Raw genomic sequence first — 23,966 nt, 5'->3', positions numbered from 1 at the left:
GCTCGACTTCGCCTATGCGCCGACGCGCTGGCAGCAGCAGCAATATCCGCGCTCGGTCCGCCAGCGCATCGCCGTCTGTCATGACGGCATCGACGTCGCCGCCTGCCGGCCGGATCCGGAAGCGGTCTTCACCTTGCCGGACGGGCGCGCGCTTCGCCGTGGCGACCCGGTCGTCACTTTCGCCGCCCGCGATCTCGATCCCTATCGCGGCTACCCGCAATTCATGCGCGCGGCGGCCCGTGTCGCGCGCGAGCGGCCGGAGGTGGTCTTCGTCGCCGTCGGCGGTGACGGGCCGGGCTATGGTCGCCCCCGTCCGGACGGCCGGCCCTGGCGCGAGGTCATGCTGGCGGAAACCGGGCTGGGCGAGCGCATCGTCCATATCCCCTGGCTCGCCCATGCCGATCTGGTGCGGCTGTTCCAGGTCTCGGCGGCGCATGCCTATCTGAGCGTGCCCTTCGTGCTGTCCTGGTCGCTGCTCGAGGCGATGGCCTGCGGCTGCCTGATCGTCGGCTCGGCGACGCCGCCGGTGCAGGAGGTCCTTCGCGACCGCGTCAACGGCCTGCTCGCGCCCTTTTTCGACGAGCGCGCTGTGGCGAGCCGAATCCTTGCTGCGCTCGCGGGCGGCGCAAATCTCGAGGGCTTGCGCCAGGAGGCCCGGCGCACGGTGGTCAAGGCCTATGAGCGCGAGGCCTGCGTCGACCGCCAGCTCGGCTTCGTGATGCGGCTGGTGGCGGAGGACGATTTCGTTCCGGCCTAGACATTAGCTGGCCCGACCCGGAAATCCCCGTCATTCCGGGCGCCCGAAGGGCGGCTCGGAATCCATTGTAGAGCGAGACGCCCTTCGATGGATTCCGGAGCGGCGCCGCTGGCGCGGCTTGTCCGGAAGGACGGCCCCGTGCCGTCAAGAGCCGGCAGGAGCTTCAGCTCTCCGCGCGATGTGTCCAGCTGCCTTTGGTCTCGATCGCGGTCCGCACCGAATTGGCGAGGAAGCAGTTTTCGTGCGCCTCGTGATGCATGGCCGCGACTTCGGCCTCCTCCGGAACCCGCTCGCCGCCGAACACGACATGCGGCCGCAGCGTCAGACGCGCGATCCATTCCTTGCCGTCGGCATTCTTCACCATCGCGCCCTCGGCGGCATCGCTGTAGCGGTCGATCCGGAAGCCGCGCCGCGAGGCGATATCGAGGAACCAGAGCATGTGGCAGCTCGAAAGCGCCGCGACATAGGCTTCCTCCGGGTCGACATTGGCCGGGTTCGAGAACGGCTCGCGCACCACATGCGGCGAGCTCGATGCCGCGACCTCCGCGCCGCCATCGAAGCGCCAGCGATGGGCGCGGCTGTAGCGCCGGTCGAGGAAATTCTGGTCGCCGCGCTGCCATTCGACCGTCGCGCCATGGCTTGCCATCATGTTTCTCCGAGTTCCGCGCAGGCCGTCAGGACGATGGCTCGCGTCGCGTCGAGATGCTGCGCCAGCACGGCCTGCGCCCCGGCCGGGTCGCCCGCCGCGATGGCGGCGATCAGGAGCCGGTGCTCGTCGGCCCAGCCCTGCTTGCGGATGCCGGGGCCGAGTTGCTGCACGCTGAAGCGGTCGATGGGCGCGCGCAATTGCCGGTAGAGCGCCAGGCTGCGCGGTCGTTCCGCCGGCGCGTACAGGGCTTCGTGGAAGGCGATGTCGCCCGCGATCCAGCCGAGCCGGTCCTGCGCGTCCTCGAGCCGCTCCTGCAGGCGCTGCAATTCGCGCCTCGAGCGGGCGTCGTGCCGGGTGAGCGCGCGCGCCAGCAGGTCGCCCTCGACCAGTCGGCGCAGGTCGAAAATCTCGTCGATCTCGGCGGCCGTCGGCCAGGTGACGCGGGCGCCGCGATAATGCGCGACCGTGAGCAGTCCCTCGCTCTGGAGCTGCGCCAGCGCCTCGCGCACCGGGATGCGGCTGACGCCGAACTCGCTGGCGAGATGCTCCTGTCGCAGCAGATCCCCGGCCTGCCAGCGGCCCTGGTCGATTCCCTCGCGCAGCCGCGCCGCAAGGGCGGCGGCAGTCGTCGTGGCGGCGAGGCGTTCCGGTTTCATGGGATAATTGTATCCAATTATTCGATCGAGGCAAGCCCGGCATCGGTCGGCGCGCGTCGCCGGCATGGCTGCGGAACGCGGAGCGTGGCAGGATCGCTCGACAGGCTTCGTCAGCAGGCCGGCTGCGCGCCGGCGGCGGCGGGCAATCCGAACCGGAGATCTTTCCGCGACATGACATTCGAGATCGCCGCCACGCCCGAGGCCGCCATCGACCGGCTGGAAGCCTTGTACGCCCAGGCGAAGCAGGCCTTGTGCGATGACCTGCAGCGTTTCTTCACCACGCTCCAGCCGCCGACGCCGGAGGAGCGCGGGCTCTACCGCTATCCGATGCTGCGTGTCACCTACGAGCCCTCCAGGCTGCCGGCGGCGACGCGGCGCGGCTATGCCAAATTCGCCACGCCCGGCATCTATTCGACGACGGTGACGCATCCCGCCGAGTTCCGCGCCTATCTGCTCGACCAGCTCCGGCCGCTGGTCGAGGAGTACGGCGCGACCCTCGAGACCGGAATCAGCGCGCAGGAGATCCCCTACCCTTACGCGCTCGACGGCGGCGACGAGCTCGGCCGCGGCAAGATCAGCCCCGCCGAGCTGGCGCGGCATTTCCCGACGCCGCTGCTCTCGCTGGTCGGGGACGAGGTTGCCGATGGCAATTTCGACATCGTCGAAGGCGAGCCGCGCCCGCTCTCGCTCTTCGACGCGGTCAGGGTCGACTATTCGCTGCGCCGGCTGGTGCACTACACCGGCACCGACTGGCGCTCCATCCAGCCCTGGGTGCTGCTGACCAATTACCACCGCTATGTCGACCAGTTCGTCCGGCTCGCGCTCGCCGAGATCGAGGCCGGCACGGCACTGGCGCTGGTGACGCCGGGCGGGGTGCGCATCGATCGCGAGGGCATCGACGTCAGCGCCGCCGAGCGGGTGATGTCGGCACCCTGGCACCGCTTCCAGATGCCGGCCTATCACCTGATCCGCGCCAAGGGAGAGGGGGTGACGCTGGTCAATATCGGCGTCGGCCCGTCCAACGCCAAGAACATCACCGACCATCTCGCGGTGCTGCGGCCCAATTGCTGGCTCATGGTCGGCCATTGCGGCGGCCTGCGCCAGACCCAGATCATCGGCGACTACGTGCTCGCCCATGCCTATCTCCGCCAGGACGGCATCCTCGACGAGCTCGTCCCGCCCGACATCCCGATCCCGGCATTGGCCGAGGTCCAGGTCGCGCTGCAGCAGGCGGCGGCCGAGGTCACCGGCGAGAAGGGCGACCGGCTGAAGCAGCGCCTGCGCACCGGCACGGTGGTGACCCAGGACGACCGCAACTGGGAACTGCGCTGGACCAAGGAGCGCAAGCGCATCAACCTCTCGCGCGCCATCGCCGTCGACATGGAATCGGGCACCATCGCGGCCCAGGGCTATCGGTTGCGCGTGCCTTACGGCACCCTGCTCTGCGTCTCCGACAAGCCGCTCCATGGCGAGATCAAGCTGCCGGGCGCCGCCAACGCCTTCTATGAGCGGGCGGTCGGCGAACATCTGAAGATCGGTCTGGCGGCGCTGGAGCGGCTGAAGGAGGCCGGCTCCTCGATCCATTCGCGCAAGCTCAGGAGCTTCGACGAGCCGCCCTTCCGGTGAGGCCCGGCGTCATTCTCGGGCGGAGCGCAGCGCAGACCCGGGAATCTCCGGCCGAAAGAGGCTCCTTTCATGGGCGCCCCTTCTTCACGAGAAGCTCGGGTCAAGCCCGAGCATGACGTCAAGCGGCCCGCACCCCATGACATCCCGGCCCGCCGGATGCTACGAAACGGGCCGTCTTGGCCCAGGAGCCCGCTCTTGCCTGCTTCCCGCTCCATTCTCCTGATCATCGGCGGTGGCATTGCCGCCTATAAATGCCTCGAGCTGATCCGGCGGCTGAAGGATCGCGGCATCGCCTGCCGCTGCATCCTGACCAGCGCGGGCGAGCAGTTCGTCACGCCGCTCGCGGTCGGCACGCTCGCCGGCGAGCGCTGCTTCACCGACCTGTTCTCGCTGACCGACGAGGCCGATATCGGCCATATCGCGCTGTCGCGCCAGGCCGACCTGCTGGTCGTCGCCCCCGCCACCGCCGACCTGCTCGCCAAGATGGCGCAGGGCCATGCTGACGATCTGGCGTCCACGGCGCTCCTTGCAACGGATAAGCGCATCCTGGTCGCCCCAGCGATGAACCCGCGGATGTGGCAGCACCCGGCGACGCAGCGCAACATGGCGCTGCTGCAGAAGGATGGCGTCCTCGTCGTCGGCCCCAATTCCGGCGCCATGGCCGAGCGCGGCGAGAGCGGGCCGGGCCGCATGGCCGAGCCGCAGGAACTCCTCGCGGCGATCGAGCTGGCCTTGGCCGGGGAGCCGCAGCCGGCCTCGATCGGCTTCCTCGGCCGGCTGCCGGGCCAGGGCTCGCCGCTTGGCAAGCCGCTCGCCGGCAAGCGCGTGCTGATCACCTCCGGCCCGACCCGTGAGCCGATCGACCCGGTGCGCTACATCGCCAACCGGTCCTCCGGCAAGCAGGGCCATGCCATCGCCGCCGCCGCCGCCGCGGCCGGTGCCGAGGTCACGCTGATCTCCGGCCCGGTGAACATTCCAGATCCGGCGGGCGTCGCCACCATCCATGTCGAGAGCGCCCGCGAGATGCTCGAGGCGACCGAGCAAGGCCTGCCGGCCGATATCGCGATCTTCGCCGCCGCCGTCGCCGACTGGCGTGTCGACGGCGCGGCGGACCAGAAGATGAAGAAGGGCGAGCACGGCACGCCGAGCCTCACCCTCGTCGAGAACCCCGACATCCTCGCCACCATCGCCGCCCGCGAGATCGACCGGCCGCCACTGGTCGTCGGCTTCGCGGCCGAGACGCAGAACGTCATCGAATATGCCCGCGCCAAGCTGACGAGGAAGGGCTGCGACCTGATCGTCGCCAATGATGTCGGCGGTACCGGCGTCATGGGCGGCGACGCCAACACCGTCCATCTCGTCACCGCCGATGCCGTCGAGACCTGGCCGACCCTGCCCAAGGCCGAGGTCGCGACGCGGCTCGTCGCGCATCTCGCCGCTTTGGTGGCGGAAAAGGGCTGAGCGGCGATGGAGCCCGTCCGTATCCAGCGCCTGCCGCATGCGCAGGATCTGCCGCTGCCGGCCTATGAGACGGCCGGTGCCGCCGGACTCGACCTCAGGGCCGCCCTGCCACAAGGCGCGTTGGATCTGGCGCCCGGCGCGCGCCGCCTGGTGCCGACCGGGCTGATCCTCGGCTTGCCGCCGGGCAGCGAGGGCCAGGTCAGGCCGCGTTCGGGCCTGGCGCTGCGCCATGGCGTCACCGTGCTCAACGCGCCGGGAACCATCGACGCCGATTATCGCGGCGAGATCCAGGTCCTGCTGGTCAATCTCGGGCAGGAGCCCTTCCTGATCCGCCATGGCGACCGCATCGCCCAGCTCGTCGTCGCGCCCGTGGCGCAGGCGCGCCTCGTCGAGGTGGCGGCGCTCGACGACACCGCCCGCGGCGCCGGCGGCTTCGGCTCGACCGGGATCGCCGACCCGGCGGTCCCGCCTGCCCGCGAGACCCGCTCATGATCCAGCTCTCGCGCCGCAGCCTGCTCGCCATCGCCGCGGTGGTCGACATCGCCTTGCATGCGCGCCCGGCCCCGGTCGCGGCCAAGGCGCTCGCCGCCCGCCACGATCTGCCGCCGCGTCATCTCGAGACGATGCTGCAGGCGCTGGTCAAGGCCGGCATCCTCAAGGGCGTGCGCGGCCCGCGCGGCGGCTATGAGCTCGCCCGCGAGCGCCGCCGCATCACCGCCGGCGCGATCGTGCGCGCCGCGATGCAGGCCAACTCGGAGGAGAACCTGCCGCCGCTGCCGCGCTCGGCCCTGGTCGAGGCGGTCGTCGGCCCGGCGGTCCAGGGCGCCCTCGACGCTTGCCTTGCAACGCTCGATGCGGTCACCGTAGCCGAGCTCTGCCGGCAGGCCGAGAACCTGGCCGCGGCTGCCGGCCGGGATGTCAGCGGAGATTTTACAATATAGGACGTAAATTAATCTGTTTCTCGACAGATTTTGTAATTTGATGCTAGCTTGCCTGACGGACCCATCGCTGGAAGATCGTCACTCAGGGAGGCCGCCATGGCCGAAGCCGCGCAGAAGCTCAATCCCGCCCCGACTCCTGGTCGCGGCCGGGTCTATGACTCGATCACCGACACCATCGGCGACACGCCGCTGGTCCGGCTGAACCGCCTGCCGGGCGAGCGTGGCGTCAAGGCGACGATCCTCGCCAAGCTCGAATTCTTCAACCCGATCTCCAGCGTCAAGGACCGGATCGGCGTCAGCATGATCGACGCGCTCGAGGCCTCCGGCGCGCTCAAAGCCGGCGGTACGCTGATCGAGCCGACCTCCGGCAATACCGGCATCGCGCTCGCCTTCGTCGCCGCGGCGCGCGGCTACCGGCTGATCCTGGTGATGCCCGAGACCATGTCGATCGAGCGCCGCAAGATGCTGGTGCTGCTCGGAGCCGAGCTGGTGCTGACGCCGGGGCCCGGCGGCATGCGCGGCGCCATCGCCAAGGCCGAGGAGCTCAGGGCCGAGATCCCGGGCGCGATCATCCCGCAGCAGTTCGAGAACCCGGCGAATCCGGAGATCCATCGCAAGACCACGGCCGAGGAGATCTGGAACGACACCGATGGCGGCATCGACATCTTCGTCTCCGGCGTCGGCACCGGCGGCACCATCACCGGCGTCGGCCAGGTGCTGAAGGCGAGGAAGCCGGGCGTCAGGATCGTCGCGGTCGAGCCCGAGGATTCGCCGGTGCTCTCCGGCGGCCAGCCCGGCCCGCACAAGATCCAGGGCCTCGGCGCCGGCTTCATCCCCGGCATTCTCGACCGCGGCGTCATCGACGAGGTCGTCACCGTCGGCAACCAGACCGCCTTCGAGATGGCGCGGGCGCTGGCGAAGAGCGAAGGCATCCCGGCCGGCATCTCGTCGGGCGCTGCGATCGCGGCGGCGCTCGAGATCGGCGCCCGGCCGGAGAACGCCGGCAAGAAGATCGTCGTGATCATCCCCTCCTTCGCCGAGCGCTAAATCTCGAGCGCGCTGTTCGAAGGGCTTTGAAGGGCCTGAAGGGCGCGGGGAACCCCTCTCCTGGAAGGAGAGGGGCAGGGGTGAGGTGTTCGGGAGGGGAATCGTTGGCCTGAACCCGACCGCGCGCTGTGAGCCCTCGCGGAACTGGTCCAGCGGCCTACACCTCACCCTGTCCTCTCCCTCGGGAAGAGGGTTCTCCGTTGCGGTTCCCCTGGAGCCTCAACGCCGCAGCACGACCCGGTTGCCCCAGGGATCGGCGATCGCGGGCGTGCCCTCGGCCTCCGTGCCGCCGGCTGCCAGCATGCGCCGGCGTAAGCCCGCATAGGCCTCGTCGTCGCGCGCTACCAGCTCGAAGCGCGAGAGCCCGGCCTCGTCCGCATGGCGCGGACCGGCGCCGCGGCTGTGCCAGACATTGGCGGCGATGTGGTGGTGATAGCCGCCGGTCGCCATGAAGCTGGCGCCCGGATAATGCACCATCACCTCGAAGCCGAGCGCATCGCGGTAGAACGCCTCGGCGGCCGCGACATCGCCGACGCGCAGATGGACATGCCCCATCGCCGTCCCCTCCGGCATGCCGGGATAGTCGCGCCCGTCCGCCTCGCGCAGCAGCGCCTCGAGATCGAGCCGCTCGGTCGCCATCTTGATCGAGCCGCCGTCGAGGCGCGGCCATTCCGGCCGGCTGCGGTCGCGATAGATCTCGATGCCGTTGCCCTCGGGGTCGGAGAGATAGAGCGCCTCGCTGACCAGATGGTTGGAGGCGCCTTCCAGCGGCACGCGCTGGCGCGCGGCATGGGCCAGCCAGTTGGCGAGGTCGCCACGCGACGGCAGCAGCAGCGCCAGATGGAACAGGCCGGCGGCGGAGGAGGGCGCCTGTGCGCCAGCCTCGAGCCGGACCAGCGGCAGGCCGGCGACGCCGAGCACGGCCTCGCCCGGCCCCTCGCCGATCAGGGATAGGCCGATCGCGTCGCGATAGAAGGCGGTGAGGCCGGGCAGGTCTCGCACCCGCAGGCTGACGGCGCCGATATGGACCGGCGCGTCGAGCGCTTCGGTAGGAACGGGTCTGGTTGTTGCGGCCGTGGCGGTCATGGCGGGCTCCGGGATGCGTGCGGGCGATGCCGCTCGGCTTTCTAAATGGGCGTTCCGGTGGCGCTTGTCGTCCCCGGCGCCGGCAAATCCGGGATTGCGGCGCTGCAATGGGCGTCTGCACCGCCTCGGGTCTCCCGAGTTGCATCGCCGTGGGGGCGGCTAACGCCCTCGCCCAGCCGGCGGGCGCCCCAGTTGTGCTGACGGCGGGAGCGCTGCGCCATGGCGGCTCTGATGTTCGAGCTCGGCATTGAGCTCGGCGCCGGCGAGCACGATCGTCGCCGAGAGCCAGAGCCAGGTCATGAAGACGACGACGGTCGCCAGCGAGCCATAGGTCGCGGTGTAGTTGCCGAGCGTGCCGACATACCAGGAGAAGGCGCTGGACGCCGCGGCCCAGAGCAGCGCCGCGATCACCGCGCCCGGCAGCACCCAGGCGAAGCGCGGCGGCTTGCGGTCCGGCCCGATCCAGTAGAGGCAGCCGATCGCGACCGTGCCGATCACGAAGAACACCGGCCAGCGCACCAGCCGCACCAGCGTTTCCAGCTCGTGGCCGAAGGGGAAGAGCGCGGTCACCACGGGCAGGCTGGCGATCGCGGCCAGCGCCAGGACGAGCAGCATGAGCCCGCTCAGCGTCGTTCCCAGCGAGATCAGGTTGAGCTTCACGAAGCCGCGCTGCTCGCGCGCGCCATAGATGATGTTCAGCGCATCGAACACCGCCTTCACCGCGGCATTGGCGCTCCAGGCCGCGACCGCCAGGCTGATCAGGAAGGTTGTCGACAGGCTCGCCGCGTCGCGGCTGGAAAGCCTCACCGCCTGTTCGCGGATCAGTTCGCGGGCGGCCTCCGGGAAGACGGTGGTGACGCGGTCGAGCTGGCTTGCGATGGTCAGCGGGTCGGTCAGGCTGCCATAGGCGGTGACGAGCAGCGACAGCGCCGGCACCAGCGCCAGCAGGGTAAAGAAGGCGACCGCGCCGGCGAGCGAGAGCACCCGCGCCTCCTGGATGCGCATCAGGAAGCGGCCGAGCACGTCCTTCCAGCCGCGCCAGGGCAGGGCGATCGGCGTCGCGGCACCGCGACCGCGGCGCGCCTGGCGCAGCGGCTCGCGGACGCGGCGGGTGAAGGCGGCGTGGACATAACCCAGCGCCAGCGCCGCCACCCCGGCAGCGCCGGCGATTCGCTTGAAATACGCCATGCCCTCTCCGCCGAATCCGTTCGGCACCATCCCATCTGTCGGGAACGTTCGGAAGCCGGGATCGTTCCAGCCCGTTTCGGGCAGGGGGCAGCTTAGAGCTTTGTTAACCTTAACGGTTTCTTATCGTGGCAGGCCAGCGCGTCGCGAGCGGCGCGAAAAGCGGGGCGACCGGCCCCATCTCCGTTCACGACCAGAGAGCAAGATGAAGACGCTCCTCAAAGCCACCGTCGCGACCTTCCTTCTGCTCGGCAGCGGCGCCGCTCTGTCGGCCGATCTGCCGTCGAGCAAGTTCCTGCCGCTCGCTCCGGCCCTGCCGCCGCTCTACAGCTGGACCGGCTTTTATGTCGGCGGCCAGGCCGGCTATTCCTGGGGCTCCGACCGGCAGGGCCTGTTCGCCACGGCCGGCCGCGCGCCGCTCGGCGTCTCCTTCGATTACCGCCCGTCCTCCTTCATCGGCGGCGCCCATGCCGGCTTCAACTACCAGATGGGCTCGCTCGTTCTCGGCGTCGAAGGCGACATCGAGGCGATCAATGCGCGCGATGAGCGCGGCGGGCTGTTCCGCGTCCAGCAGGACTGGCAGGGCTCGGTGCGCGGCCGCATCGGCTACGCCATGGATCGCTTCATGATCTATGCTGCCGCCGGCGCGGCCTTCAGCAGCTTCGAATACGGCTACTTCAACCCGCTCGCCGGCTTCGGCGAGACCGGCAGGTTCTCGAAGACCGGCTGGACCGTCGGCGGCGGCGTCAATTTCGCCATGACCGACAATCTCGTCTTCGGCCTCGACTACCGCTACACGGATTACGGCAAGTTCGATCATGTCGGGACCAGCGCCTATCTCGGCCTGACCGCCGAGCACGAGCCGTCCTCGCATGCCATGCGCGCGAGCGTCGCCTACAAGTTCTGAACCGCCGCCCAATCAGGCCATGAGCGAGGCCGCGCCCGGGGCGCGGCTTTCCGCGTGGTCGCTGCCGGCATGGCGGCCGCCCTTGAAACCGGCTGGCCAAGCCCCGGCCCCGATGTCAGAACTGCCGCCGACCCCGGCGCCGCTTCGACGCGCCGGCTTCTTCGCAAACGGATGGTGGGCGCGATGGCGGCAGAAAAAGTAGCGATCGTCACGGCGGGTGGCAGCGGCATGGGCGCCGCTGCGGCACGGCGTCTCGCGCAGGACGGTTTTCGCGTTGCGATCCTGTCCTCCTCGGGCAAGGGCGAGACGCTGGCGGCCGAGCTCGGCGGCCTCGGCGTCACCGGCTCGAACCAGTCGAACGACGATCTGAAGCGCCTCGTCGACCTGACGGTCGAGCGCTTCGGCCGCATCGACGTGCTGGTCAACAGTGCCGGCCATGGTCCGCGCGCGGCGATCACCGAGATCACCGACGAGCAGTGGCATACCGGGCTCGACGTCTATCTGATGAACGTCATCCGGCCGACCCGCCTCGTCGCCCCGATCATGGCGGCGCAGAAATCCGGCGCGATCGTCAACATCTCGACCGCCTGGGCCTTCGAGCCGGCCGCGACCTTCCCGACCTCGGCGGTGTTCCGGGCCGGGCTCGCCGCCTATACCAAGCTCTTCGCCGACCAGTACGCGGCCCAGAACGTCCGGATGAACAATGTCCTGCCCGGCTGGATCGACTCGCTGCCGGCGACCGAGGAGCGCCGCGATGCGGTGCCGATGAAGCGCTATGGCAAGAGCGAGGAGATCGCTGCGACGGTCGCCTTCCTCGCCTCCGAAGGCGCCGGCTACATCACCGGCCAGAACCTGCGCGTCGATGGCGGGCTGATGCGTTCGGTGTGAGGGGGTGTTCTTGTCGTCATGGTCGGCCTTGAGCCGACCATCTCAGGCCGGATGAGGCTCCGGCCAGCGCCCTCTCGTCACGAGATTCTCGGGTCTCAGCTTCGCTTCGCCCGAGAATGACGCCCTGAGGCCCTCAAAACCCCGTGCGCTGGCGGATCGCCGCCGCCAGCGTGCCGTCGTCGAGATAGTCGAGCTCGCCGCCGACCGGCACGCCATGGGCGAGCCTGGTCACCTTGACCGGCAGATGCGCCAGCAGGTCGGTGACGAAATGCGCCGTGGTCTGGCCCTCGACCGTGGCGCTGAGCGCCAGGATGATCTCCTTCACCGCCGGTTCCGAGGCCCGGGCGACGAGCCCGTCCAGCGTCAGATTCTCCGGCCTGATGCCATCGAGCGCCGAGAGCACGCCGCCGAGCACGTGATAGCGGCCGCCGACGGCGCCGGAGCGCTCCAGCGCCCAGAGATCGGCGATGTCGGCGACGACCACGATGATGCCGTCATCGCGGCGCGGGTCGCGGCAGAGCCCGCACGGGTCGCTGGTGTCGACATTGCCGCAAGTCGAGCAGACGACGATGCGCTCGCGCGCCACCGCCATCGCCTCGGCCAGCGGCCCGAGCAATTGCTCGCGCTTCTTGACGAGATGCAGCGCCGCGCGCCTCGCCGAGCGCGGCCCGAGGCCCGGCAGCTTGGCCAGGAGCTGGATCAGCCGTTCGATCTCGGGGCCGGCAATGGCGCGGGGCATGGCTCTCTGGGTCGTCATGGTCGGCCTTGAGCCGACCATCTCAGGACGAGAAGGGGTTTCTTGCGAGAGATGCCCGGGTCAAGCCCGGGCATGACGGCCGGGCTCAGAACAGCTTCGGCATGCCGGGCGGGATCGGCAGGCCGCGCGTCACCTCGGCCATCTTCTCGGCGACGGCGCGCTCGGCCTTGTTGCGGGCGTCGTTGCTGGCCGAGATGACGAGGTCCTCGAGGATCTCCTCTTCGCCGGCGACCATCAGGCTCGGGTCGATCTTCACCGACTTCAGCACGTTCTTGGCGGTCATCACGATCCTGACCAATCCGCCGCCGGCCGAGCCCTCGAATTCAAGCGCGTCGAGCTGGGCCTGCATCTCGGCCATCTTCTTCTGCATGTCCTGCGCCTGCTTCATCAGGCCCATCATGTCGCGCATCGTGGCGCTCCCTTTTCGCTCAGTTGTCCGTCCAGAACGGGACGCCTTCGAAATCCGGCTCGCTATCGTCGAAGAGCGGTTCGCTCTCGGGCAGGTCCTCGTCGCCGGCGCTCGCCACCGCCGGCGGTTCGGCTTCGGCGGCGCGCGGATCGCGGACATCGACGATGCGCGCGCCCGGGAAGCGCTCGAGCACGGCGCGCACCGCCGGGTGGCTGGCAGCATCGCTCTCGCGCTTGCCGCGGGCGGCCTCCGCCTGCTCGCGCAGAGTCGGCGCGCCATCCGTGTTGGCGAGGGCGACGAGCCAGGTCTGGCCGGTCCATTCCTTCAGCCGCTTCGACAGGTCGGTGGCGAAATGGCGGTTGCTCGAATTGGCCAGCGAGAACTCGATGCGGCCGGGCTCGAAGCTCACCAGCCGGACGTCGCGCTCCAGCGCCAGCTTCATCGTGATGTCGCGCTGGCGCGAGGCGAGCGCCACCAGGTCTTCCAGCGTCTGAGGCTGCGGCAGGGCGCTCGTCATCGTCCGCGGTGCGGTGGCGATGGCCGGTGCCGGATTGGCCGCGGCGAGCACCGGCCTTGCCGCCAGCGCGGTGGCGCCGCCGCCGGAGGGTGGGCGCGGGGAGGGCGCACCATTGCCGTTGCCGGCCCCGCCGCTGCCGTCGCGCAGCATCCTGAGCGCCTCGTCCGGGGTCGGCAGGTCGGCGGCATGGGCGAGGCGCACCAGCGCCATCTCGGCCGCCATCACCGGCCGGTCGGCCTGGCGCACCTCGGCGACCGCCCGGAGCAGCATCTGCCAGGCCCGGGCCAGCACGCGGATCGACAGGCGCTGGGCGAAATCGGCGCCGCGGGTCCGCTCGGCCTGGCTCAGGCTGTTGTCCTTGGCCGCATCGGGCACGAGCTTGAGCCGCGTCACCAGATGGCTGAACTCGGCGAGGTCGGCAAGCACCACGGCGGGGTCGGCCCCGGCATCGTACTGCGCCCGAAGCTCGCCGAGGGCGGCCGCGATGTCGCCCTTCATCACCTGCTCGAACAGGTCGATGACGCGCGCCCGGTCGGAGAGGCCGAGCATGGTGCGGACCTCGTCGAGCGTGATCCTGCCGCCGGCATGGGCGATGGCCTGGTCGAGGATCGACAGCGAATCGCGCACCGAGCCCTCGGCGGCCCGCGCGATCGCAGCCAGCGCCTCGTCCTCGGCCTCGATGCCCTCGGCCCTGCAGATGCCGCCGAGATGCCCGACCAGCAGCCCGGCATCGACGCGGCGCAGATCGAAGCGCTGGCAGCGCGACAGCACCGTCACCGGCACTTTCCGGATCTCGGTGGTGGCGAAGATGAACTTGGCGTGCGGCGGCGGCTCCTCCAGCGTCTTCAGGAAGGCGTTGAAGGCGCCTCCCGAGAGCATGTGGACCTCGTCGATGATGTAGACCTTGTAGCGCGCGCTGGTCGGCGCATAGCGCACGGCGTCGTTGATCTGGCGGACGTTGTCGACGCCGTTATTGGAGGCGGCGTCGATCTCCATCACGTCGATATGGCGGCCCTCGACGATCGCCTGGCAATGCACGCCGAAGCCGGCCAGGTCGGTGGTCGGCGCCCCGGAGCCGTCGGCGTTCTGGAAGTTCAGCGCCCGGGCGAGAATGCGCGCCGTCGTCGTCTTGCCGACGCCGCGCACGCCGGTCAGCATCCAGGCCTGCGGGATGCGCCCCGCGGCGAAGGCGTTGGTCAGCGTCCTGACCATGGCGTCCTGGCCGATCAGGTCGCCGAAATGCGCCGGCCGATATTTCCGCGCGAGCACGCGGTAGCCCGCCGGCGGGCTCGCGGCCGGCGCGGGCGCGGGAGCAAGGCCGGGAAAGCCCGGCTCGTCTGCGGGGACGGTCTCGTCGGTCATGCCACTGCTTTCGCCAATCGCGGCGCGGCGGTCAACGCCGCCATGAGTTCGGCAGGTCAGACCGCGTCAGGAACTGCATCGGAGATGCACTGCCGCGCAGGGCGACAGGTGGGAGGCTGGACGAAGACCCGTTCGGTCTCGTTACGGCTGCTTCCTTCCGGATCTGACCGGGTTGGCGAGTGAGACGTCCCTCGCCAACCTCCCGTGCGCTATATCGTGGATGCGGCGATGGAGCGCAAGTCGGTCCTGAACAAGTGGGGCCTGAAAACGGGCACCTGCGACCGCGCGGCACAGCCGCTTCGGCATTGACTTGGCCGGTCCCTTCCGCCATAAGCCCGCCACTTGCGCTGCCTCATGGGCGGCGCGGAACCTTTTGCATGACAGGCTCGGCTGGCCTTGGCTTTCTCTTCGAGAGCTGCGCCCGCCACGCCGAGACAAGGCCCCGGAGACGGACCGTGAAGAGAACCTATCAACCCAGCAAACTGGTCCGCAAGCGCCGCCACGGCTACCGTGCCCGCATGGCGACCAAGGGCGGCCGCAAGGTCATCGCTGCCCGTCGCGCCCACGGCCGCAAGCGCCTGTCGGCCTGACGAAAGTGAGGCGCGCATTCCCGGCGCGCCGGTTCCGGAAGACTGGCCAAACGCCATGCGCATCGCCCGTCTGACGCAACGCAAGGACTTTCTCGCGGCGGCCGAGCACGGCCGCCGTTTTCGTTCGCCTGTCTTCACCGTCCAGGTCAACGACGCGCGGCGCGCTGCCCCCGAAGCCGGGCTCAGGCTCGGCCTGACCGCGTCGCGCAAGGTCGGCGGCGCAGTCGAGCGCAACCGTATCCGCCGGCGCCTGCGTGCTGCCGCGAAGATCGCGCTGGCCGGGCAGGTGGATCGCTCCTGCGACGTCGTCGTCGTCGCCCGTCCCGAAACGCTCATCGCCGATTTCCGCGCCATGGTCGCCGACCTCTCGGTCGCCCTCGACCGCGCCCGGCCGGGCGGCAGCCGCCGCGGCCAGCCCTCCGGCAAGCGTCCCCTTTCCAAGAAGCCCGCCAGGGCCGTCAGCGAGACCTGATTTCGACCATGATGATGAAAGAAGAGAACCGCAATCTGCTCCTGGCGATCACGCTCTCCGTGGTCGTGCTGCTCGGCTGGCAGTTCTTCTACGGCGTGCCGCAGATGGAGAAGCAGAAGCAGGTCGCGCAGCAGAATCAGCAGACGCAGAGCCAGCAGCCGCCGGCTCCGGGCGCCTTGCCCGTGCCGGGCGCGCCGCCGGCCTCCGGCACCGCCCCGGCGCAGCCTGGCGCGGCTCCGGCCGCTGCGGCGCTCGAGACCCGCGACCAAGCCCTTGCGGCCGGTCCGCGCATCCGCATCGACACGCCCAAGATCGCCGGCTCGCTTTCGCTGACCGGCGCGCGCATCGACGACGTCTCGCTCAAGGCCTATCACGAGACGGTCGATCCCAAGAGCCCGACCATCGTGCTGCTTTCGCCGGCCGGCGGGCCGAATGCCTATTATTCCGATTTCGGCTGGGTCGCGGCGCCGGGCACCAATGTCGCCCTGCCGAATGCGAAGACGGTCTGGACCGCCGACAACCAGGTGCTGACGCCGGAGAAGCCGGTGACGCTGAGCTGGGACAATGGCCAGGGGCTGCTGTTCAGGCGCCAGATCTCGGTCGACGCCAACGCCATGTTCTCGATCCGCGACGAGGTCGAGAACACGGGCGGCGCGCCGGTCACGCTCTTCCCCTATGGCCAGGTCGTGCGCGTCGGCAAGCCGACGACGCTCGGCTTCTATGTGCTGCACGAAGGCATGATCGGCTCGCTCGGCGAGCAGGGCCTGCAGGAATACACCTATGACGCCGTCGACAAGGAGCCGGCGCTCAGCCCGACGACCCATGGCAAGAGCTGGAAGGACGCCGTCGGCGGCTTCGTCGGCATCACCGACAAATACTGGGCGGCGGCGGTCATCCCGGACCAGACGCGCAAATACGAGGGCCGCTATTCCTCGGTCCAGACCGGCGCCCAGCGCACCTACCAGGCCGATTTCCTCGGCGAGGCGCTGACCGTCGCGCCCGGCGCCAAGGCCGTCGCCGATTCGCGCCTGTTCGCCGGCGCCAAGGAAGTCGCGGCCATCGACGGCTACGAGAAGAACGAGGGCATCAAGCGCTTCGAGCTGATGATCGATTGGGGGTGGTTCTACTTCATCACCAAGCCGATGTTCTACCTGATGGACTGGGTCTACAAGCATGTCGGCAATTTCGGCATCGCCATCCTGGTCGTCACAGTCCTGCTGAAGGCCCTGTTCTTCCCGCTCGCCAACAAGTCCTACGCCTCGATGGCGAAGATGAAGGCGGTTCAGCCGGAGATGATGGCGATCCGCGAGCGCTATGCTGACGACAAGATGAAGCAGCAGCAGGCGCTGATGGAGCTGTACAAGACCCAGAAGATCAACCCGCTCGCCGGCTGCTGGCCGGTGCTGGTCCAGATCCCGGTCTTCTTCGCGCTCTACAAGATCCTGTTCGTCACCATCGAGATGCGGCATGCGCCGTTCTTCGGCTGGATCCGCGACCTCGCCGCGCCCGACCCGACGAACCTGTTCAACCTCTTCGGCCTGCTGCCGTTCACGCCGCCCGCCTTCCTGCATCTCGGCATCTGGCCGATCCTGATGGGCGTGACGATGTTCGTGCAGATGAAGATGAATCCGGAGCCGCCGGATCCGGTCCAGAAGATGATGTTCACCTGGATGCCGGTGTTCTTCACCTTCCTGCTCGGCTCGTTCCCGGCCGGCCTGGTGATCTACTGGACCTGGAACAACCTGCTCTCGATCCTGCAGCAGGGCTACATCATGCGGAAGCACGGCGTGAAGATCGAGCTCTGGGACAATCTCAAGGGCATGTTCGGCAAGAAGCCGGCGGCCGCGACGCCCGCGGTGCCCGCCCCGGGCAAGCCGGCGAACAGCAACAAGAAGTGAGGCGGCGGGCACCCGCTGTCCGTCATTGACGATGTCATCCCGGGCGGCCGAAGGTCGACCCGGGATCCATGCCTGAACCTCTCCGATCCGGGCTCGGGCATGGATTCCGGCTCTACGCTTCGCTTCGGCCGGGATGACCGTGAGGTTTCTCGATGCCCCTTCCCGACCCGCTCACCCGCCACCCGATTCCCGGCTGGAAGGGTACGGCCTTCCTCAAGGCGGTCGTCGATCATCCGCTCGTCGAGGTCGGCGACTACTCCTATTACGACGACTCGCGCGGGCCCGAGCATTTCCTCGCCCGCTGCGTGCGCTATCATTTCGACTTCATCGGCGACCGGCTGATCATCGGCAAGTTCGTCGCGATCGCCCAGGCTGCCCAGTTCATCATGAACGGCGCCAACCATCCGATGGGCGGCTTCTCGACCTTTCCCTTCCAGATGTTCGGCTTCGAGGGGCTGCCGGCGATGACGGAGGACGGCCTCGGCCTGCGCGGCGATACCATCATCGGCAACGATGTCTGGATCGGCCGCGAGGCGGTGATCATGCCGGGCGTCACCATCGGCGACGGCGCCATCATCGGCACGCGGGCGCAGGTCGCGCGCGATGTGCCGCCCTATGCGATTGTCGTCGGAAACCCCGGGCAGGTGGTGAAGCTGCGCTTCCCGCCGGAGATCGTCACGGCGCTGCTTTCTATCCGCTGGTGGGACTGGGAGGCGGAGAAGATCGCCCGCAACCTGCCGCTGATCGCCGGCGCCGACATCGACGCGCTGCAACGGGCCGTGTAGGCAAGGCAGATGACCGCAAGCACCACCACACCCTACGACGCCGACGAGATCGAATCGGCCCGCAAGCTCTTCGAAGGGCCATGGGATTTCGTCTGGGCCTCGACCAAGATCGACGACCTGCCGCCCATGGTCGGCCAGGAGATCGCCTTCGCCGGGCGCTCCAATGTCGGCAAGTCGAGCCTGATCAACGCCCTGACGCGGCGCAATGCGCTGGCCCGCACCTCGCATACGCCCGGCCGCACCCAGCAGCTCAACTTCTTCCGCCAGGCCGGCCATGACGAGCGCCTGACCATCGTCGACATGCCGGGCTATGGCTATGCCGCGGTCGGGCGCGACAAGGTCGCGGCCTGGACCAACCTGATCCACGAATATCTGCGCGGCCGTTCCAACCTGATGCGCGTCTATGTGCTGATCGATGCCCGCCACGGCCTGAAGGACGTCGACGGCGCCGTGCTCGAGACGCTCGACAAGGCCGCGGTGAGCTATCAGGTGGTGCTCACCAAGGGCGACGCCATCAAGCAGGCCGACCAGACCTTCATGGCGGAGGCGACCTATGACGAGATCAAGCGCCGCCCCGCCGCCTTTCCGGAAGTGCTGCTGACCTCGAGCGAGAAGGGGCTCGGCATCCCCGAATTGCGCGCCGCGATCGCCAGGGTTCTGGCGGAGCGCGGCTGAGCGTCGGCGAAGATCATCGAATCTTTACGGGCGGCGCGCCAGAACTGCCGGGCATGACGGCCCGGACGGACGGGGAAGCGTCTCGCGTCGCGCGCCGGAGATCCTGATGCCTGCCCTTGAACGCCGCCTCGTACTCACCGCGATGCTGACCGGGCTGGCCATGGCCTGCGTGCCCGGTCAGGCCCAGGCCCAGGCGCCGGGATGGACACGCGCCGCCGGCGGCGTCGAATACCAGTTCCTCGAACGCTGGGACAAGGATCGGCTGAACCGCATCCTGACCGTCGATACGCCGGCCTTCGCCGGCATTCCGGTGACATACACCCCGGCTCGCGACGCGATCCGCCTCTATCGGGTCCGCTATGCCTCGGTGATACCGGAGCGCGGCAACCGGCCGACCATGGCGAGCGGCCTCGTCGCCGTGCCGGACACTGACGCAAGGACATTCCCGCTCGTCTCCTATCAGCACGGAACCGTCTACGGTAAGCAGCAGGTTCCTTCCGTTCCGGAGCAGTCTCCGGAGACGCAGCTCATGCTCGCCCAGTTCGCCGGCCAGGGTTATGTCGTGATCGGGGCCGACTATTTCGGGCTCGGCGACTCGACCGAGCTGGAAGGCTACATGGTCAAGGGCAGTCATCAGCAGGCGACCCACGACATGCTGTCGGCGAGCCGCGCCGTGCTCGACGACCTCAAGGTCTCGACGACGAAACTGTTCCTCGCCGGCTGGTCGCAGGGTGGCTTTGTGACGATGGCCATGCTCGAGAAGCTCGAGGCCGCGAATGTCCCGGTAAAGGCTGCCGTGACGGCGAGCGCGCCGGTCGATGTCTTTGCGGCACTGAGCGGTTTCCTGAACTTCCCGCGCAAGATCGACGCGCCGTGGGTGACGACGCTGTTCATCCTGTCCTCCTTCTCCTTCGAGAACTATTACGGCATCCCCGGACTGGCGCGTTCGGTCCTGGCGGACACCTATTACGAGATCTCGCGAAAGGCCTATGAACGCCGGCCCGTCGATGCGGCCGAGATTCCGACCGATCTCAGAAAGCTCGTCCGGGCCGAGTATTTCGATCCGAAGTTCTTCGGCGCCTCGGCCTATGGCCGCCTCGTCGCCGCCGCGCAGTCCTATCGCTGGGTTGTCGGCACCCCGGTGCGCAATTTCTACGGCGAGGCCGACGAGGCGATCCGGGTGGAGATCGGCCGACTGGCCATGACCTATCAGCAGGCGATCGGCAATCCGCGCGTCGAGGCGATCTCGACGGGGGAGACCAGCCATCGCGGCACCTTCGCCAAGGCCGTGCCCGAATGGAAGGCGTGGTTCGACGCGCAATAACGCCGCGGCTCGGCCGCAGCGCCTTGACGCGGCCCCCGCGGTACCGTTCTCCTCGGCCTCCGATGGTCCGGCGCAGGGTCGGACGCCGGCCCGGGGCCCGTCATGATCACCGCCACCAAGATCCACCTCACCATCGCCATGCTGATGGGGCTCGCCGGCGTCACCCTGCTCGCCGCCGCGACCCACACCGGCGCATCGGACAATCTCCAGATCGCCGGCCAGATGCTGCTTTTCCATGCCTCGGCGGTGATCGGCGCCTGCGTGGCGCGGCGCGCCAGGCTGCTCGCCGATATCGGCGCGCGGCTGGCGATCTCGCTGCTGATCCTCGGTGTCGCGCTGTTCTCGGCCGATCTCGCCATGCGCGGCTTCCATGGCGAGCGCCTGTTCATGGGCGCTGCGCCGGCCGGCGGTTTCATGATGCTCGGCGGCTGGCTCGGGTTGGCTTTCTCGGCGCTGCTCGCCAGGCGCGTCTGATACGCGCCGACACGCTTCCGCCGCAAGGCGCTTTCAGCTAGAAGGCGGCCCGGCGCAGCTCGGGCGCGCCTCGGAGCCTGCATGATGATCAATCCCGCCGCCCATCTGACGCCGTCCCAGTCGGCCGAGCTGCTGGTCCAGGCGCTGCCGCATATGCAGCGCTACGACCAGGAGGTGATCGTGATCAAATATGGCGGCAACGCCATGGGCGACGCCGCCACCGCCGAGGATTTCGCCGAGGATGTGGTGCTGCTCGAGCAGTCCGGCCTGAAGCCGGTGGTCTGCCATGGCGGCGGCCCGCAGATCGCCCGCATGCTCGACAAGCTCGGCATCAAGTCCGAGTTCAAGCAGGGCCTGCGCGTCACCGACGCCGCCACCGTCGACGTCGTCGAGATGGTCCTCGCCGGCTCGGTCAACAAGGAGATCGTCGGCTATATCTCGCGCGAGGGCGGCAAGGCGATCGGGCTCTGCGGCAAGGACGGCAACATGGTCGTCGCCCGCAAGGCGGCGCGCACCATCGTCGATCCCGATTCGAAGATCGAGCAGGTGCTCGACCTCGGCTTCGTCGGCGAGCCCGAGACGGTCGACACCACCGTGCTCGACGCGATCCTGAAGGCGGAGCTGATCCCGGTATTGGCGCCGGTCTGTGCCGCCGCCGACGGCCAGACCTACAACGTCAACGCCGACACCTTCGCCGGCGCTATCGCCGGTGCCCTCGGCGCCAAGCGGCTGCTGCTGCTCACCGACGTGCCCGGCGTGCTCGACAAGGACAAGAACCTGATCCCGGAGCTCACCGTCGAGCAGTGCCGGCGCCTGATCGCCGACGGCACCATCTCGGGCGGCATGATCCCGAAGATCGAGACCTGCATCTACGCGCTGGAAAAGGGCGTCGAGGCCGTGGTCATCCTCGACGGCAAGGTGCCGCATGCGGTGCTGATCGAGCTCTTCACCGATACGGGCTCGGGCACGATCATCCGCAAGTGAGGGGTCGGAGCCGCGGCGTCATTCTCCGGCGAAGCGAAGCGTAGACCCGGGAATCTGCGGCAAGATGCTCGGGTTCATGCCCGAGCATGACGGCGTGTGCCCGTCGCGGCTACTCCGCAAGAACCTTGGACCAAGAACCTTGGACTCTGCCAAGAACCTTGCATGTCATGATGGCGCGCCCCACATCATATGATCCCATGAATCAGAACGCACCAATCACCGCCGCCGCCCCGCTTCTGCCGGAGCAGGCCGCTTTCGGCCATGTCGATCACTGGATCTTCGACCTCGACAACACGCTCTATTCGCATGAGGCGAAGGTCTGGCCGCAGGTCGACGAGCGCATCACGCTCTTCCTCGCCGAGCTGTTCGGCCTCGACGGCCTGTCTTCCCGGGCCCTGCAGAAATATTATTACCAGCGCTACGGCACGACCCTGAAGGGGCTGATGGAGGAGCACGGGATCGACCCCGACGACTTCCTCGACTTCGCCCATCAGATCGACCTGACCCTGCTCGATCCGAATCCGGCGCTCGGCGCCGCGATCGAGGCCCTGCCCGGACGCAAGCTGATCCTCACCAATGGTTCGCGCGGCCATGCCGAGAACGTCGCCGGCAAGCTCGGCATCCTCCACCACTTCGAGGACATCTTCGACATCGTCAATGCCGGCTTCCTGCCCAAGCCCGAGCGCGCGACCTATGAGAACTTCCTCGCCAAGCATGGCGTCGACCCCGGCCGGGCGGCGATGTTCGAGGACATCGAGAAGAATCTGCTCGTGCCGAGCGCGCTCGGCATGAAGACGGTGCTGATCGTGCCGCGCACCCCCGATCCCTTCCGCGAAGCCTGGGAGCAGGCCGCGGTCGAGGCCGGCCATGTCCACTACGTCACCGACGACCTGACCAGCTTCCTCGTGCCGCTGACGCGGCCGGGCGAGATGGTGGTTCCGGTCGCTGGGCCTCAGGCTTAGCCGCTTCCGTTCGACCCGGGCTGGCTGTCATTCCGGGGCTTCGCGCAGCGAAGAGCCCGGAACCCATGAACACGACGCTTGCCAGCACTCATGGCCGGTGCCGCTCGACTTTCAATTGCGGTGTTTATGGGTTCCGGGCTCGCTGCTTCGCAGCGCCCCGGAATGACGGTGGAGATCGACGCGCTCATCCGGTTCAGGCGTAACGCCGCGCCGCCAGCCCGTGCGCACGGCGCAGGCCGGCAAGGTCGAGCCCCGGGATTTCGCCGTCGATGACGCGCCAGCGCCCGGCGACCAGTACCCGGTCGGCCCGGCTGGCGCCGCACAGCACCAGTGCCGCGATCGGGTCATGCGCGCCCGAGAAGCGCAGTTCGTCGAGCCTGTAGAACGCGAGGTCGCCCTGCATGCCGGGCGCGATCCGGCCGATATCGCTGCGTCCCAGGCAGCGCGCCGAGCCTTCGGTCGCCCAGCGGATGGTGTCGCGGGCCGTCACCGCGCTGGCGCTCTTGTAGTGCAGCCGGTTGACCAGCAGCGCGTGCCGCAATTCCTCCATCAGGTTGGAGCCGTCATTGCTGGCTGAGCCGTCGACGCCGAGGCCGAGCGGGGCGCCGGCTGCCTCGAGCTCGCGGGTCCTGCAGAAGCCGGAGGCGAGCACGCCGTTCGAGGTCGGGCAATGGCAGACGCCGACCCCGGCCTTGCCCAGCCGCTCGCATTCCGCGCAGGAGAAGTGGACACCGTGCGCCAGCCAGGTCTTCGGTCGCATCCAGCCGGCTTCCTCCAGCAGGTCGAGCGGGCGCTTGCCATAGACCTCCAGGCAATAGGCATCCTCGTCCTGCGTCTCGGCGAGATGGGTGTGCAGCGGCGCGTCGAAACGGGCGGCGAGCTCGGCCGATTTTTCCATCAGCGCCGGCGTCACCGAGAAGGGCGAGCAGGGCGCCAGCGCGATCTGCACCATGCTGCCGGGGGCGGGGTCGTGGAACAGGCCGAGCACCCGCTCGCTGTCGCTGAGGATCGTCTCCTCGTCCTGCACCACGTCGTCCGGCGGCAGCCCGCCATCCTTCTGCGATAGGTTCATCGAGCCGCGCGAGATGGTGACGCGGACACCGAGCGCCCGGGCCTCGTCGACGGCGATGTCGACCGCGTTCTCCAGGCCCACAGGGTAGAGATAGTGATGGTCGGCCGCCGTGGTGCAGCCGGAGAGCAGCAACTCGGCGAGCGCGGCACGGACGGCGAGCCGCAGGTCTTCCGGCCGCAGCCTGGCCCAGAGCGGGTAGAGCGCCTTCAGCCAGGGAAAGAGCTCGCGGTCGATCGCCGCCGGATGGGCCCGCGTCAGCGTCTGGTAGAAATGATGATGCGTATTGATCAGCCCCGGCAGCACGACATGGTTCGACGCGTCGAAGCTCTCGGTCACCGGCAGGGAGGGGAAGCCGCCCAGGGTCACGATCTCGACGATGACGCCGTCCTCGATCACGATCCCGCCGCCGGCATTTTCGGCGAGGATGGCAAGCGGGTTCCTGATCCAGAGGCGCATGATGGGTCCGGGTTCGACGATAGGGT

At 68.8% G+C, this 23,966-nt stretch carries 25 protein-coding genes and 1 other RNA gene; 17 read left to right on the top strand and 9 right to left on the bottom strand.

Annotated features, from left to right (window positions below; genetic code table 11):
• Positions 1–757 (top strand): glycosyltransferase (locus V6M56_RS17840; protein ID WP_332685500.1); only part of this gene is annotated, 757 nt, incomplete at its 5' end.
• Between the two features lie 163 nt (positions 758–920).
• Here the strand turns inward: V6M56_RS17840 and V6M56_RS17835 are convergent.
• Together V6M56_RS17835 and V6M56_RS17830 are read right to left on the bottom strand one after the other, a co-directional pair.
• Positions 921–1,403, bottom strand: coding sequence for an OsmC family protein (locus V6M56_RS17835; protein WP_332685506.1), 483 nt, complete (start codon positions 1,401–1,403; stop codon positions 921–923).
• A complete protein-coding gene (locus V6M56_RS17830) occupies positions 1,403–2,062 on the bottom strand; it encodes a GntR family transcriptional regulator (protein ID WP_332685499.1) in 660 nt (219 codons plus the stop codon). Before V6M56_RS17830 ends, V6M56_RS17835 begins: the two co-directional genes overlap by 1 nt.
• A 171-nt stretch (positions 2,063–2,233) precedes the next feature.
• Here V6M56_RS17830 and V6M56_RS17825 point away from each other — a divergent pair, with 171 nt between their 5' ends.
• The 5 genes from V6M56_RS17825 to cysK all read left to right on the top strand — a co-directional run bounded on the left by V6M56_RS17825 (position 2,234) and on the right by cysK (position 7,137).
• The gene (locus V6M56_RS17825; protein ID WP_332685498.1) at positions 2,234–3,688 is read left to right on the top strand and encodes an AMP nucleosidase; all 1,455 of its coding nucleotides are present in this window, start codon (positions 2,234–2,236) and stop codon (positions 3,686–3,688) included.
• Between the two features lie 156 nt (positions 3,689–3,844).
• Positions 3,845–5,149: a phosphopantothenoylcysteine decarboxylase domain-containing protein gene (locus V6M56_RS17820; protein ID WP_332685497.1), complete on the top strand. Its 1,305-nt coding sequence runs from the start codon at positions 3,845–3,847 to the stop codon at positions 5,147–5,149.
• A 6-nt stretch (positions 5,150–5,155) separates the two neighbouring features.
• Positions 5,156–5,641, top strand: a complete 486-nt coding sequence (dut, locus tag V6M56_RS17815; protein WP_332685496.1) for a dUTP diphosphatase — start codon at positions 5,156–5,158, stop codon at positions 5,639–5,641.
• The gene (locus V6M56_RS17810; RefSeq protein WP_332685495.1) at positions 5,638–6,090 is read left to right on the top strand and encodes an RrF2 family transcriptional regulator; all 453 of its coding nucleotides are present in this window, start codon (positions 5,638–5,640) and stop codon (positions 6,088–6,090) included. Before dut ends, V6M56_RS17810 begins: the two co-directional genes overlap by 4 nt.
• Positions 6,091–6,186: 96 nt before the next feature.
• Positions 6,187–7,137: a cysteine synthase A gene (gene cysK / locus V6M56_RS17805; protein ID WP_332685494.1), complete on the top strand. Its 951-nt coding sequence runs from the start codon at positions 6,187–6,189 to the stop codon at positions 7,135–7,137.
• Between the two features lie 219 nt (positions 7,138–7,356).
• Here cysK and V6M56_RS17800 read toward each other — a convergent pair whose 3' ends face one another.
• Both V6M56_RS17800 and V6M56_RS17795 read right to left on the bottom strand, forming a co-directional pair.
• Positions 7,357–8,223: a VOC family protein gene (locus V6M56_RS17800; RefSeq protein WP_332685493.1), complete on the bottom strand. Its 867-nt coding sequence runs from the start codon at positions 8,221–8,223 to the stop codon at positions 7,357–7,359.
• Between the two features lie 159 nt (positions 8,224–8,382).
• Entirely contained in the window at positions 8,383–9,411 is a 1,029-nt protein-coding gene (locus V6M56_RS17795; RefSeq protein ID WP_332685492.1) for a YihY/virulence factor BrkB family protein, read from the bottom strand.
• A 202-nt stretch (positions 9,412–9,613) separates the two neighbouring features.
• Here V6M56_RS17795 and V6M56_RS17790 point away from each other — a divergent pair, with 202 nt between their 5' ends.
• The gene (locus tag V6M56_RS17790; RefSeq protein WP_332685491.1) at positions 9,614–10,315 is read left to right on the top strand and encodes an outer membrane protein; all 702 of its coding nucleotides are present in this window, start codon (positions 9,614–9,616) and stop codon (positions 10,313–10,315) included.
• Positions 10,316–10,498: 183 nt separating this feature from the next.
• On the top strand, positions 10,499–11,203 hold the full coding sequence (locus V6M56_RS17785) for an SDR family oxidoreductase (protein ID WP_332685490.1): 705 nt from the start codon (positions 10,499–10,501) through the stop codon (positions 11,201–11,203).
• Between the two features lie 133 nt (positions 11,204–11,336).
• Here the strand turns inward: V6M56_RS17785 and recR are convergent, their stop codons facing one another.
• From recR to ffs, 4 genes are all read right to left on the bottom strand, one after another.
• On the bottom strand, positions 11,337–11,942 hold the full coding sequence (recR, locus tag V6M56_RS17780; protein ID WP_332685505.1) for a recombination mediator RecR: 606 nt from the start codon (positions 11,940–11,942) through the stop codon (positions 11,337–11,339).
• 103 nt (positions 11,943–12,045) lie between these two features.
• Positions 12,046–12,369: a YbaB/EbfC family nucleoid-associated protein gene (locus tag V6M56_RS17775; protein ID WP_332685489.1), complete on the bottom strand. Its 324-nt coding sequence runs from the start codon at positions 12,367–12,369 to the stop codon at positions 12,046–12,048.
• Positions 12,370–12,388: 19 nt separating this feature from the next.
• Positions 12,389–14,248 (bottom strand): DNA polymerase III subunit gamma/tau, encoded by a 1,860-nt coding sequence (locus tag V6M56_RS17770; RefSeq protein WP_332685488.1) that lies wholly within the window; start codon positions 14,246–14,248, stop codon positions 12,389–12,391.
• A 107-nt stretch (positions 14,249–14,355) separates the two neighbouring features.
• An RNA gene (gene ffs / locus V6M56_RS17765) (signal recognition particle sRNA small type) lies at positions 14,356–14,452 on the bottom strand.
• 251 nt (positions 14,453–14,703) lie between these two features.
• Here ffs and rpmH point away from each other — a divergent pair.
• The 9 genes from rpmH to V6M56_RS17720 all read left to right on the top strand — a co-directional run bounded on the left by rpmH (position 14,704) and on the right by V6M56_RS17720 (position 22,412).
• On the top strand, positions 14,704–14,838 hold the full coding sequence (gene rpmH, locus V6M56_RS17760; RefSeq protein WP_038364779.1) for a 50S ribosomal protein L34: 135 nt from the start codon (positions 14,704–14,706) through the stop codon (positions 14,836–14,838).
• 55 nt (positions 14,839–14,893) lie between these two features.
• The gene (rnpA, locus tag V6M56_RS17755) at positions 14,894–15,310 is read left to right on the top strand and encodes a ribonuclease P protein component (protein WP_332685487.1); all 417 of its coding nucleotides are present in this window, start codon (positions 14,894–14,896) and stop codon (positions 15,308–15,310) included.
• Positions 15,311–15,324: 14 nt separating this feature from the next.
• Positions 15,325–17,208, top strand: coding sequence for a membrane protein insertase YidC (yidC, locus tag V6M56_RS17750; protein ID WP_332685504.1), 1,884 nt, complete (start codon positions 15,325–15,327; stop codon positions 17,206–17,208).
• Between the two features lie 152 nt (positions 17,209–17,360).
• The gene (locus tag V6M56_RS17745) at positions 17,361–17,993 is read left to right on the top strand and encodes a CatB-related O-acetyltransferase (RefSeq protein WP_332685486.1); all 633 of its coding nucleotides are present in this window, start codon (positions 17,361–17,363) and stop codon (positions 17,991–17,993) included.
• Positions 17,994–18,002: 9 nt separating this feature from the next.
• The gene (gene yihA, locus V6M56_RS17740; RefSeq protein WP_332685485.1) at positions 18,003–18,668 is read left to right on the top strand and encodes a ribosome biogenesis GTP-binding protein YihA/YsxC; all 666 of its coding nucleotides are present in this window, start codon (positions 18,003–18,005) and stop codon (positions 18,666–18,668) included.
• A gap of 106 nt (positions 18,669–18,774) precedes the next feature.
• The gene (locus tag V6M56_RS17735) at positions 18,775–19,992 is read left to right on the top strand and encodes an alpha/beta hydrolase family protein (protein ID WP_442881178.1); all 1,218 of its coding nucleotides are present in this window, start codon (positions 18,775–18,777) and stop codon (positions 19,990–19,992) included.
• Between the two features lie 102 nt (positions 19,993–20,094).
• Positions 20,095–20,466: a DUF423 domain-containing protein gene (locus V6M56_RS17730; protein WP_332685484.1), complete on the top strand. Its 372-nt coding sequence runs from the start codon at positions 20,095–20,097 to the stop codon at positions 20,464–20,466.
• Positions 20,467–20,547: 81 nt separating this feature from the next.
• Positions 20,548–21,450 carry an acetylglutamate kinase gene (gene argB / locus V6M56_RS17725; protein ID WP_332685483.1) on the top strand — a complete coding sequence of 301 codons (903 nt, stop codon included), beginning with the start codon at positions 20,548–20,550 and terminating at the stop codon, positions 21,448–21,450.
• A 197-nt stretch (positions 21,451–21,647) separates the two neighbouring features.
• A complete protein-coding gene (locus V6M56_RS17720) occupies positions 21,648–22,412 on the top strand; it encodes a pyrimidine 5'-nucleotidase (protein WP_332685482.1) in 765 nt (254 codons plus the stop codon).
• A 193-nt stretch (positions 22,413–22,605) separates the two neighbouring features.
• Here the strand turns inward: V6M56_RS17720 and V6M56_RS17715 are convergent, their stop codons facing one another.
• Positions 22,606–23,940 carry an 8-oxoguanine deaminase gene (locus V6M56_RS17715; RefSeq protein WP_332685481.1) on the bottom strand — a complete coding sequence of 445 codons (1,335 nt, stop codon included), beginning with the start codon at positions 23,938–23,940 and terminating at the stop codon, positions 22,606–22,608.
• Between the last annotated feature and the right edge of the window lie 26 nt (positions 23,941–23,966).

The organism is Allobosea sp., from assembly GCF_036675845.1.
GTDB lineage: Bacteria > Pseudomonadota > Alphaproteobacteria > Rhizobiales > Beijerinckiaceae > Allobosea.
The sequence above is the reverse complement of the archived record's forward strand: the minus strand, read 5'-3'. Positions and strand labels throughout refer to the sequence as shown.

Bases quoted from the DNA above. Each gene is read 5' to 3' on its own strand.
- V6M56_RS17835 (WP_332685506.1), bottom strand. From the start codon at position 1,403: ATGGCAAGCCATGGCGCGACGGTCGAATGGCAGCGCGGCGACCAGAAT.
- V6M56_RS17830 (WP_332685499.1), bottom strand. From the start codon at position 2,062: ATGAAACCGGAACGCCTCGCCGCCACGACGACTGCCGCCGCCCTTGCG.
- V6M56_RS17825 (WP_332685498.1), top strand. From the start codon at position 2,234: ATGACATTCGAGATCGCCGCCACGCCCGAGGCCGCCATCGACCGGCTG.
- V6M56_RS17820 (WP_332685497.1), top strand. From the start codon at position 3,845: ATGCTACGAAACGGGCCGTCTTGGCCCAGGAGCCCGCTCTTGCCTGCT.
- dut (WP_332685496.1), top strand. From the start codon at position 5,156: ATGGAGCCCGTCCGTATCCAGCGCCTGCCGCATGCGCAGGATCTGCCG.
- V6M56_RS17810 (WP_332685495.1), top strand. From the start codon at position 5,638: ATGATCCAGCTCTCGCGCCGCAGCCTGCTCGCCATCGCCGCGGTGGTC.
- cysK (WP_332685494.1), top strand. From the start codon at position 6,187: ATGGCCGAAGCCGCGCAGAAGCTCAATCCCGCCCCGACTCCTGGTCGC.
- V6M56_RS17800 (WP_332685493.1), bottom strand. From the start codon at position 8,223: ATGACCGCCACGGCCGCAACAACCAGACCCGTTCCTACCGAAGCGCTC.
- V6M56_RS17795 (WP_332685492.1), bottom strand. From the start codon at position 9,411: ATGGCGTATTTCAAGCGAATCGCCGGCGCTGCCGGGGTGGCGGCGCTG.
- V6M56_RS17790 (WP_332685491.1), top strand. From the start codon at position 9,614: ATGAAGACGCTCCTCAAAGCCACCGTCGCGACCTTCCTTCTGCTCGGC.
- V6M56_RS17785 (WP_332685490.1), top strand. From the start codon at position 10,499: ATGGCGGCAGAAAAAGTAGCGATCGTCACGGCGGGTGGCAGCGGCATG.
- recR (WP_332685505.1), bottom strand. From the start codon at position 11,942: ATGCCCCGCGCCATTGCCGGCCCCGAGATCGAACGGCTGATCCAGCTC.
- V6M56_RS17775 (WP_332685489.1), bottom strand. From the start codon at position 12,369: ATGCGCGACATGATGGGCCTGATGAAGCAGGCGCAGGACATGCAGAAG.
- V6M56_RS17770 (WP_332685488.1), bottom strand. From the start codon at position 14,248: ATGACCGACGAGACCGTCCCCGCAGACGAGCCGGGCTTTCCCGGCCTT.
- rnpA (WP_332685487.1), top strand. From the start codon at position 14,894: ATGCGCATCGCCCGTCTGACGCAACGCAAGGACTTTCTCGCGGCGGCC.
- yidC (WP_332685504.1), top strand. From the start codon at position 15,325: ATGAAAGAAGAGAACCGCAATCTGCTCCTGGCGATCACGCTCTCCGTG.
- V6M56_RS17745 (WP_332685486.1), top strand. From the start codon at position 17,361: ATGCCCCTTCCCGACCCGCTCACCCGCCACCCGATTCCCGGCTGGAAG.
- yihA (WP_332685485.1), top strand. From the start codon at position 18,003: ATGACCGCAAGCACCACCACACCCTACGACGCCGACGAGATCGAATCG.
- V6M56_RS17735 (WP_442881178.1), top strand. From the start codon at position 18,775: ATGCCTGCCCTTGAACGCCGCCTCGTACTCACCGCGATGCTGACCGGG.
- V6M56_RS17730 (WP_332685484.1), top strand. From the start codon at position 20,095: ATGATCACCGCCACCAAGATCCACCTCACCATCGCCATGCTGATGGGG.
- argB (WP_332685483.1), top strand. From the start codon at position 20,548: ATGATGATCAATCCCGCCGCCCATCTGACGCCGTCCCAGTCGGCCGAG.
- V6M56_RS17720 (WP_332685482.1), top strand. From the start codon at position 21,648: ATGAATCAGAACGCACCAATCACCGCCGCCGCCCCGCTTCTGCCGGAG.
- V6M56_RS17715 (WP_332685481.1), bottom strand. From the start codon at position 23,940: ATGCGCCTCTGGATCAGGAACCCGCTTGCCATCCTCGCCGAAAATGCC.